At 63.8% G+C, this 9,956-nt stretch carries 9 protein-coding genes; 4 read left to right on the top strand and 5 right to left on the bottom strand.

Features of this window, described 5'->3' with window-relative positions:
• Positions 1-888 (top strand): aldehyde dehydrogenase family protein (locus tag VFW93_RS05270; protein ID WP_329692938.1); only part of this gene is annotated, 888 nt, incomplete at its 5' end.
• A gap of 20 nt (positions 889-908) precedes the next feature.
• Here VFW93_RS05270 and VFW93_RS05265 read toward each other — a convergent pair.
• Positions 909-1,556: an NAD(P)-dependent oxidoreductase gene (locus tag VFW93_RS05265; RefSeq protein WP_329692937.1), complete on the bottom strand. Its 648-nt coding sequence runs from the start codon at positions 1,554-1,556 to the stop codon at positions 909-911.
• Positions 1,557-1,661: 105 nt separating this feature from the next.
• Here VFW93_RS05265 and VFW93_RS05260 point away from each other — a divergent pair, with 105 nt between their 5' ends.
• Together VFW93_RS05260 and VFW93_RS05255 are read left to right on the top strand one after the other, a co-directional pair.
• Entirely contained in the window at positions 1,662-2,576 is a 915-nt protein-coding gene (locus VFW93_RS05260) for a LysR family transcriptional regulator (RefSeq protein WP_329692936.1), read from the top strand.
• Entirely contained in the window at positions 2,557-2,931 is a 375-nt protein-coding gene (locus VFW93_RS05255) for a thioredoxin family protein (protein WP_329692935.1), read from the top strand. The genes VFW93_RS05260 and VFW93_RS05255 overlap by 20 nt, the downstream gene beginning before the upstream one ends.
• Positions 2,932-2,935: 4 nt before the next feature.
• Here VFW93_RS05255 and VFW93_RS05250 read toward each other — a convergent pair whose 3' ends face one another.
• The 4 genes from VFW93_RS05250 to VFW93_RS05235 all read right to left on the bottom strand — a co-directional run bounded on the left by VFW93_RS05250 (position 2,936) and on the right by VFW93_RS05235 (position 8,887).
• Positions 2,936-4,642: a right-handed parallel beta-helix repeat-containing protein gene (locus tag VFW93_RS05250; protein ID WP_329692934.1), complete on the bottom strand. Its 1,707-nt coding sequence runs from the start codon at positions 4,640-4,642 to the stop codon at positions 2,936-2,938.
• Positions 4,643-4,768: 126 nt separating this feature from the next.
• Complete coding sequence (locus VFW93_RS05245; protein ID WP_329692933.1) at positions 4,769-7,183, bottom strand: bifunctional diguanylate cyclase/phosphodiesterase; 2,415 nt, start codon at positions 7,181-7,183, stop codon at positions 4,769-4,771.
• A gap of 25 nt (positions 7,184-7,208) precedes the next feature.
• Positions 7,209-7,415, bottom strand: a complete 207-nt coding sequence (locus VFW93_RS05240; RefSeq protein WP_329692932.1) for a hypothetical protein — start codon at positions 7,413-7,415, stop codon at positions 7,209-7,211.
• 125 nt (positions 7,416-7,540) lie between these two features.
• A complete protein-coding gene (locus VFW93_RS05235; protein ID WP_329692931.1) occupies positions 7,541-8,887 on the bottom strand; it encodes a hypothetical protein in 1,347 nt (448 codons plus the stop codon).
• Between the two features lie 202 nt (positions 8,888-9,089).
• On the opposite strand from VFW93_RS05235, the gene VFW93_RS05230 reads away from it, so the two are divergent.
• Positions 9,090-9,956: aminotransferase class I/II-fold pyridoxal phosphate-dependent enzyme (locus VFW93_RS05230; RefSeq protein WP_329692930.1), on the top strand; the 867-nt coding region annotated here is incomplete at its 3' end.

Genomic DNA, 9,956 nt, shown 5'->3' with positions numbered 1-9,956 from the left:
CTGGCCATCAAGGCCGGGCTGCCTGAAGGTGTGTTCAACGTGGTGCCAGGCTATGGGCACGAGGCGGGCGAAGCCCTGGCCTTGCACATGGACGTGGACGCACTGGGCTTCACCGGCTCTACACGCGTGGGCCGCAAGATGCTTGAGTACGCGGGCCAGAGCAACCTCAAGCGCGTGTTCAACGAGCTGGGTGGCAAGTCTGCCTTCATCGTGTTCGACGACACCGACAGCATCGAGCGCGCTGCCGATACGGTGGCCGGTTCGCTGTTCTTCAACCAGGGTGAATCCTGCAATGCGCCATCACGGCTGCTGGTGCACGAGTCGATTGCGGATGAGGTGGTGGCGCGCATCGTGGCGCAGGCGCCGTCGTATCAACCAGCTGACCCGCTGGACCCTGCCACGGTGATGGGCGCGCTGGTGGATGAAGGCCAGTTGCGTTCGGTGCTGGGCCATATCGATGCGGGCGTGCAGCAAGGCGCGGCCTGTGTTGCCGGTGGCGCGCAAGCCCTGGCGGACACCGGCGGCTTCTACGTACAGCCCACGGTGTTTGACCGTGTCGACAACAGCATGAAGATCGCGCAGGAAGAGATCTTCGGCCCCGTGCTCAGTGTGATCCGCTTCAAGGACGAGGCCGAAGCCATCCGCCTGGCCAATGGCACACCCTATGGCTTGCAGGCGAGCGTGTGGAGCCAGCACATTGACCGGGCGCATCGTGTGGCCCGTGCCTTGAAGGCGGGTACGGTGCACGTCAATCAATACGATGAAGACGACATCACCGTGCCCTTTGGCGGCTTCAAGCAGTCCGGCAACGGGCGCGACAAGTCCCTGCATGCGCTGGACAAGTACACCGAGTTGAAGACCACCTGGATCCGCATCAACGGTGCCTGAGCCTGAGCGCCAGTGGGCGATCAGTAGCCCACGGTGAAGCGGCGGCGCACATGCTGCGGTGCTTCGATCTCGTTGACGATGGCCACCGCCAGATCGGCGCTGGTGATCTCGGCCGGTGCATCGCCCTGGGCGTTCATCAGCAGCTCATCGCCGCCCACTCGGAAGTGACCGGTGCGCTCGCCCGGGTGCAGCAGGGCCGGTGGTGACAGGAAGGTCCAGGCCAGATCCTGCTCGGCCTGCAGCAGCTTGAGTGCGTCGCGTGCCGCGGTGGCGCCCACCTTCCACTCGGCCGGGAAGGCCGGTGTGTCCACCAGTTGCACGCCGGGGGCGACAAACAGACTGCCGGCCCCGCCGACCACCAGCAGGCGCTCGACATCGGCCGCCTTGACCCCTGCGGTGATGGCGCGGCTGCCGGCCAGGAAGTCGTCGTACAGATTGGGGTTGGCCCAGCCGGCGTTGAAGGCGCTGATGACGGCGTCATGGCCCTTCACGGCCTGCGCAACCTGGCTGGCTTGCTGTACGTCGGCCTGCACCACGGTCAAGCCGGCTTGTGCGGGTACCTTGTCGGGATGGCGGGCCAGGGCTGTGACCTGATGACCGCGTTGCAGCAATTCAGAGAGGATGGCCGAGCCGACGAAACCGGTGGCGCCAATGAGTGCGATGTTCATGGTGATGTCCTTTTCAGAAGAGGCGGATGCAATGCCTGAACAATACGGACTTCACAATCAGGTCGGAAGTCATCAGAATGGACATTCATTGTTTAGAAAAACTTCATGTTTGATCAACTCAAGCGCATGGCCACGCTGGTGACGGTGGTGGAGCAAGGCTCGTTTGGCGCTGCGGCCCGTTCGCTGGGGACCACCACCTCGGCGGTCAGCCAGCAGATCCGGGCGCTGGAGCAGGATCTGGGCGTGGCCTTGCTGGCCCGCACCACGCGGCAGTTGAGCCTGACCACCGCCGGGGCCGCCTTTCATCGGGAGTGCCTGGCCATGGTGGAAGCCGCCCGTCGGGCCGATCAGGCCCTGCAGACCATGAAGGACGCGCCGGTGGGCGAATTGCGCATGACGGCGCCCGCCGGCTTCGTGCCCCACCTGAGCAAGGGCCTGGCACCCTTGCTCTTGCGTCACCCCGACTTGAAGTTGCATCTGCATGCGGAGGACGCCATGAGCGACCTCGTCGGCCAACGCATCGATCTGGCCCTGCGTTTCGGCCGCCTGCCTGATAGCAACTGGGTGGCGCGCCGCCTGGGCAGCGTGGCCATGGTGTTGTGCGCCTCGCCGGCCTATCTGGCCCGCTGCGGCCAGCCCGAGCACCCCGATGAGGTCGGCCCGCACGAGTTCGTGGCGCTGGACACCGGCCTGGCGCCGCAACTCATCGGCGTGCAATACCAGGGCAAGGGGCCGGTCCACCAGCTGAAGTGGCCGGTGCGCGTCAGCGGCAACAACCAGTCCTGGGTGCAACAGATGTGCGAGGCGGGGCTGGGCGTGGCCCTGCTGGCCGAATGGGACGTGCGTGAGGCCTTGCTGACGGGCGCGCTGGTGCGCGTGTTGCCCGCCTGGTCGGCGCCCACCCTGGATGTGTATGCCGTGATGCAACCCCGCAGTGCGCGCACGCCCAAGGTCAGGGTGGTGATCGATCTGTTGGCCGGGCTGGTGACACAATCGGGGCATGTCCAAGCCCATTCTTGACGTCGTCTGTCTGTGCGCCGCCTGGTGCGGCACCTGCCGCGAGTACGAGGCCACCTTTGCCGAGTTGCAGCAAGCCTTGCCGCAGCATCGCTATCGCTGGATCGACATCGAGGACGAAGCCGATCTCGTGGGCGATGTGGACGTGGAAACCTTCCCGACCTTGCTGGTGGCCTGGCAGGGGCAGGTGATGTTTGCGGGGCCGGTATTGCCGCGTCTGGGTGATGCCCAGCGGCTCATCGAGGTGCAGCAGCATCAGGCCGAGCGCGGGCAGGTGCCCGGCGCGGCCTTGCTGAATCTGCCCTCGGATCAGCTCGACGCCTATGCATCGCTGGCGCAGACCTTGCGCCAGGGCTGAGTGATTACTGAAGATCCAGGGGCAGGCTCAGGCCGCTGTAGGTGTTGCTCTGGAACAAGACACCACTGTCGATGTGACAGGTCCCCGCAATGCCTTTGCCAAAGGGCGAAGTCATGTGCGTGATGGTGTTGTTGGCCACGAGCATGCCTGTGAGCGTCTTGCCGTTGGGCAGCACGGTGCAAGGCGGTGCGGCGTCGTACTGCGTGTAGGGCGTCAGCTCGATGCCGGTGAAGCCGAATTCGGATCCAAGGGGTGGTGCGCCCTTCATCTCGATCCTGTTGTAGGTCACACGTTGTTGGTCAGGATTGATGATGGGCCCGACAGAGATGCCCACAAAGCGCTTGTAAGGACGTTTGACGCTGGCATCGCCGGGGAACGAGCCATAGCTGCGCGTGACCTTGTTGTTGTAGATGGTCATGGCCGTGGATTCGGACGCCATGCTCATCACGTAGCGCAGGTCTTTGGTGCCCGTAGGGTAGTAGAAGTTCTGGTTGCCGCCAATACCGATGTCACGGGCTTCCTGAACCAGGTTGTTCTGGATCACATAGGCTCGGCGGCATCGGCCGATGTTGGCGCGATTGGGTTCCACGCCATTGGCCGGGCCCTGGTAGCAGTTGATGGCAATGCCCTGGTTGGTCGTGTAGATCTTGTTGCCGTCCAGGGTGGCCACGTCATTCATGGCCGAGATGTCGGACTGCGGATCGCTGATGAAGATGCCAGAGTTGAAGCCGCGTACCGTGTTGTTGATCACCCGTGATCCGGCATCGGCCACTTCAATGCCGATGCCGATGAGGTCGCCCTTCTGGCTGTAGCTGATTTTCTTGCGGACGTTTTCAACCGTATCGGGTGCGCGGCATACCAGGCCGCAGTCGACCACATTGCCGGAGATCAGATTGTTGGCGCCTGCCACGATGGAGATGCCGCCATAGGCGCCATGGTTGCCTGGTGTTGGTTGCGATGGCGCGGTGAAGCTGTTGTTGGTGATGGTGTTGTTGACGAAGCGCTCGATGCCAGGCAGGGAGGACTTGCCCAGGAACTCGATGCCGAAGTAGTAGGTGCCTGTGCCAACGTTGTTGCTGATGGTGTTGCCGTTGCCTTCAGAGGTGATGCTGACGGGCTGAACCGCGCGGATGAAGGTGTTGCGGTCAACCAGGCTGTTGTGCATGACCCAGGCCCCGACACCGCCCACGTCCGTGAAGGTGTTGCCCTGGATGGTGAGGTGGTCGCCCTGGTAGACGCTCAAGCTGGCTTGTCCCTGGCTGAATCGGTTGCCCGAGATCGTGTGCTCGGATCCGTTGACATGCACGCCGGCATTGACCAGCACCAGGTCCTTGATCTCCAGATGATGCTTGCTGCCGGTGTCCCCGTGCTGGAGGAAGATGCGGGCAGGCTGATCCGGGGCGGGCAGGGGTGCCGTCCACGTCAGTGTGGCCGGCGCCGTGCTGACATCGCTGATGAAACGCACGCAGTCGCGCACGATGGGGATGCTCTGCTTGATGCTGAACTGTCCGATCAGGCGGATTTCCGCGCCGTTGCCCAGGGGGATCTCGGCCAGCTTGTTGATGATGGCCTGTTGGTCGGGGGCCGTGAGTGTGCCGGCATCCAGCGTTTTGGACACGTAGGCCGGGCAATCGGCCGCGAGCGCGTTGGAGCCGAACATGACCAAGGCAGCCAGGCTGGCCGCGGCCACTGGCATGGGGTATCTGAACATATGCATCCCTGATGTTGATTTATGGGTGCATGCATTCTGGGGTGAAACGCTACTCGAGCAATGATGTGTGTTGCCCGTTTTGTGTCCGTGTGCAACCAGCGGGTGTGGTTTGTCGGACCGCCGTGGTCACATGATGTCCGCGAACTCGGTGGGCAGCATCTCGTGCGTGGTGTCAGGCGGCGTCCACTGGCGTACCCAGTTGGCGAACTGGGCGCCAGGCATGGGTTTGGCGATGAAGAAGCCTTGTACTTCGTCGCATGACAGGCTGGCCAGCAGCTTCCAGGACTTGGCGCTTTCCACGCCTTCGGCCACCACGCTCAGGCCCAGGTTGTGGGCCAGGTCGACGGTGGAGCGCACGATCTTGGCATCCTGCAGATCGCTCTCCATGTTCATCACGAAGGACTTGTCGATCTTGAGCTCGTCCACAGGCAGGCGCTTCAGATAGGCCAGCGATGAGTAGCCCGTGCCGAAGTCATCGATGGACAACTTCAGGCCCATGGCGTGCAGGCGGTTGAGCGTCTGCAGGGCGCGCTGGGGGTCGTCCATGATGGCGCTTTCGGTGATCTCCAGTACCAGCAGGGTCGGGTCCACTTCGTGGCGGGCCAGCACCTGCTCCAGCTTGAAGGGCAACTCCTGGTCCATCAGATCGCGTGTGGACAGGTTGACGGCCAGCTTCATGCGCAGGCCTTGTTCGGTGAGCGAATGGCTCATCTGGGCCACCTGCTCGATCATCCACATGGTCAGCACCCGCACGAAGCCGGTCTGCTCGGCAAAGGGGATGAAGCGCATGGGCGGCACCATGCCGCGCACCGGGTGCTCCCAGCGCACCAGAGCCTCGGCGCCCAGCACTTCGCCTGTGCGCAGGTTGATCTTGGGTTGCAGGTACAGGCGCAGCTGGTCCTGGTCGACGGCCGAGCGCAATTCGCTGAGCATGGTCAGCGACTCTTCGCTGGTCGAGTCCAGGCCGGGGTGGTAGGTCACGGTGCCCGATTGCTGCTGCTTGGCGGCATACATGGCTACTTCGGCTCGGCTCAGCAAGACGTCGGCATCCAGGCCGTGTTCAGGGCTGCTGGCCACGCCAATGCCGGCGCCCAGGTCCACCGTGTGGTCGTCCAGGGTGATGGGGCGCTCGAAGGCCGACATGATGCGCAGGGCCACCGGGTAGGCCGATTTGGCGTCGGTGCCTTGTAGCAGGATGGCGAACTCGTCACCGCTGAGCCGGGCGAGTACGTCGCGCTCGGTCAGGGCATCATTGCGCAGGCGTTCGGCCACGGCGCGCAGCAGGCGATCGCCAAAGCGGTGGCCCAGCACGTCATTGACGTGTTTGAAGCGGTCCATGTCCAGCAGCAAGACGGCGCAGGGGGTGCCTTCCTCGCTGGACTTCTGGATGGCCTGACGCAGGTCGTGGCGGAACTGCTCGCGGTTGGGCAGATCGGTCAGGGCGTCCTGATAGGCCAGACGGCGGATCTCGCCTTCACGTGCCTGGATGGCCTGGCGCATGGTTTCGAAGGATTGGGCCAGCTCGCCGATTTCGCCCGTGAAGGTGGCGCGCACCTCGGCACCGTAGTCCCCGCGTTCAAGCCGACGGGCCGATGTGGAGAGCACGCGCAGAGGCGTCGTGATGCGCCGCGCGGTGACGAAGCTGCCCAGCGCAAACACGACCAGGCCCACGGCGGTCAGCATCAGCAGGGTGAACTTGAGCTGGTTGAAGGGCTCCAGGGCCTTGTCCACCGAGCGCATCAGCAAGGCGGTGGTAGGCGATTGGCCAGGTGCGCCCGGCAGCATCACGGGCAAGGCGCTGTATTCGGTGCCGGCCACGCGCATGGCCACGCCCTGTGTGTCGCCATTGTTGATGGGCTTTTCCCAGGCGCTGGCCACGGCTTGCCATTTGCTGGTGTCCATCGTGGCCACGGCCACGCGCCAGTCGCCCGTGTTTTCGCGCAGCATCAGCGCCACCTCCATGCCGGAGAGGTTGCTCATGTCCTGCAGCAGGCCGCGGTCGATCTTGAAGCCCATGCCGACCCAACCGATGGTGGCGGGGGCACGTACAGGTACGGCCACGATCTGATAGGGCAGACCGTCGATCACTTCGATCTGGTATTGCGGGGCGCCACCGGCCTGCAGCTGGCTGGCATAGCGCCGCACGGCCGCCAGGAAGTGGGATGCCTCAGGGGTGGTGCTGGCCTTGAGCTGGAACTCGGTGTCGGTGAACAGCGCCAGATTGGCGTGGATGCGTTCGCTGTTGTTGGCCAGGGCCGACTGCACGGTTTCCTGGTCGCCGCTGGCAACCGCCGAACGGAAGCCGTAGTCGGCCGACAGTACGCGCGTAGCTTGATCCAGGTTGGCGTTGTTCTGGCTGAGCAGGCGCAGGAAAACGCGCTCGCCCGTGCTCAATTCCGTGCGGATGGACGCGCGGGCGTTGTGGTCGATGCTGTCCTGAATGAACCAGTAGCTGGCCGCCTGGACGACCAGCAGCAAGCCCAGATACACGGCAACGATCCGTGTCTGGAGCTTTTGCGGGTTGAAGATCGCTGGCAGCATGAGGTGCTTGGGGCGGCCTCGGCGATCAGCGAATGGTGCGGTTCTGTCCGTTGTCGATACGGAGGACGCGCTTGGGCACATCCTCATCGCGCAGCCAGATGGCCATGGCGGAACTCAGCCAGTTGATGGCCGAAGAGCCGACCGCCGTGTCATCAGACTCGGGGCGAACCTCGGTTTCACAGATTGCCGGAATCGTCTTTTTGCTAGGTTGTTGTGTGTCGATCCGTTCCATATACAGCCTCTAGGTGCGTGGGTCATTTTTTTTCTTGACCTCTGTCTATCGGCTATCTTGGCGCGGGGATGAAGGGTACTGCCTGCCCATGAGGGGTGCAAAAACACCCTATTTCGTGTGGGACTTCACGCGGCTTGGGATTCGCTCATGACCTGCAGGATCTGTCGGTCGAATTCGGCGCGGAAGGCGTCCACGGCTTCACGCGGGATCTCGTCATTCTGATGGGACAGGCACAGGAACTGTTTGCCGTTGAGGATGACCGCACCGATCAGGAACACCGTGCTGAGCGTGGTGGGCCACAGCTCATGCAATCGGACAAGGGCATTCCTGGGGTTGATGAACTCGCAGGCGCCCAGGTTGCTGAGGTGGCAGCTCAAGGTGGGCAGCGTGCCTTTGACCTTGCTTCTGTAGATCAGGTAGCTGAACAGCGTACGCCCCAGCAAGGGCAGCAGCTCGTAAAACAGCAACGGCAGGGCGTAGTCTCGGGTCTCGTAGCGGGCCAGATGGGTCTTGACCTGGTTTTCCAGAGACTGGATCTGCGCGTCCAGCGTGGCCTGCCGGCGCGCCAGGACCGTGAAGGAATGCACGAAGTTGCCGAACTCGGGGGCCTTGCCTTCGGGGTAGTAGCGTCGCAGATCCACCGAGATGCGGATGGCCGCCATGGCCTTGGGGTCCTTCTCGGCCAGAGCCAGGAAGGTGTTGCCCACAAGGGCGGTCAGCAAGGTATTGACGGTGGTGCCGTGCGCCTTGGCCAGCGCCTTCATCGTGTCGGCCGGGCAGGGGATGTCGTGATAGACGATGCCGGTGGTGGTGTAGCGCGGGCTTTGCTTGCGGTTGAGCGTGACGATCTGATGGCCGCTGGCGGCCTGCTTGTCGGCCCGGCTGTTGCGCCACCAGCGCGCGATGTTGCCGGGCCACTGCCACCACTTTTGCGGCATCACGGCGGGCAGCATGGTGGGGTTGTCGATCTGACAGGCGGGCATGGCCTGGCCGCTGAGCCGGGCCATGATGGCGCACACCATTTGCACCATGGAGCGCCCGTCACCGATGATGTGGTTGATCGAAAACAGCAGGGCGGGTTGCGTGGGATGCGGCACGAACCTCGCCACCCAGGGCAGGCCACGTTCCATGCAGATCGGCTGGTTGATCAGCTGGGTGTGCAGCGTCTGCAGTGCCTCACGCGAGGTGGCATCCACACCGTTGACTACCTGGAAGGCATCGTCAAACAGGATGTCGATCTGGGCCTCGTCGGACAGCACGCGCAGGGCGTAGCTCAGCCCCGTGGGTTCGATCACGCCGCGCATGCGGGGGAAGGCCGTGGCCAGTTCGCGCATGGTCTGGCGGATCAGGTCCAGCTCGACCGGGGCATCGAAGCGCAGGATGAAGGGGATGTTGATGGGGCCGAGATAGCCTTCGGCTGCCCAGTACATGTGCTCGGATCGATTCAGGGGGATCAGGTCAGGGGCGGCCACAACAGCTTCCAGCTCGGATGAGAGGCCCGGAAATCGAGCTTCGTACAACGCATCTCGATGAAATATAGCAATTCGCGCCAAATCCCAGCGTGGGGGCTTACCAGCGCAGAAGGGCCCCAAGTCAGGGGGGCTTCAGTGGCGCAGGGCTTAGCATGGCAGGCCGGCATCAACCCGGATCAACCAACAAAGGGAAGAGGGCGCCATGAGCCAGGGCTTGACCACCAGATTGCTGCACGCCGATCGCCTTGCCGGCGTCGAGCATGGTGCGGTACACAAACCGCTGCATACCGCGGCCACGTACGGCTATGCCTCGGCGCGCGAGCTGATCGATGTCTTCCAGGGGGCGGCGCCTGGCTACGTCTATTCACGCCAGGGCAATCCCACGGGCGCCGCGCTGGAAGCCAAGCTGGTGATGATGGAGGAGGCGCGCTCGGCTGCGGTGTTTTCAACCGGCATGGCGGCCATCAGTGCGCTGTTCATGAGCCTGCTCAAGGCGGGCGATCACGTGGTCAGCAGCCGCTTTCTCTTTGGCAACACCAACAGCCTGTTGCAGACCTTGCAGGGCTTGGGCGTGACGGTCAGCCTGGTGGATGCGACGGAGGTGGCCGAGGTCGAGCGCGCCTGTCGGCCCGAAACCCGCATGGTGTTCGTCGAGACGATTGCCAACCCGCGTACCCAGGTGGCCGATCTGGCCGGGATCGGCGCCCTGTGCGCTCGCCTGGGCCTGCTCTATGTGGTCGACAACACGATGACCACCCCGGTGCTGCTGCAGGGCCGGGATGTGCAGGCCGGCCTGGTGGTGCACTCGCTGACCAAGGGCATTGGTGGCCACGGCCATGCCCTGGGCGGCGCGGTGGTGGACACGGGGCTGTTCGACTGGTCCACCTACCCCCACATCGCCGAGCCGTATCGCAAGGGTGACCCGAAGGGCTGGGGCATGACCCAGATCCGCAAGAAGGGCCTGCGCGACATGGGGGCCACGTTGCGGGCCGAAGATGCCCATCGTCTGGCCGTGGGGGCCGAGACACTGGCCTTGCGGCTGGATCGAACGTGCAGCAACGCGCTGCAG

The organism is Aquabacterium sp. (assembly GCF_036279675.1).
Lineage (GTDB): Bacteria > Pseudomonadota > Gammaproteobacteria > Burkholderiales > Burkholderiaceae_C > Aquabacterium.
This window is presented reverse-complemented; position numbering and strand designations above follow the sequence as displayed.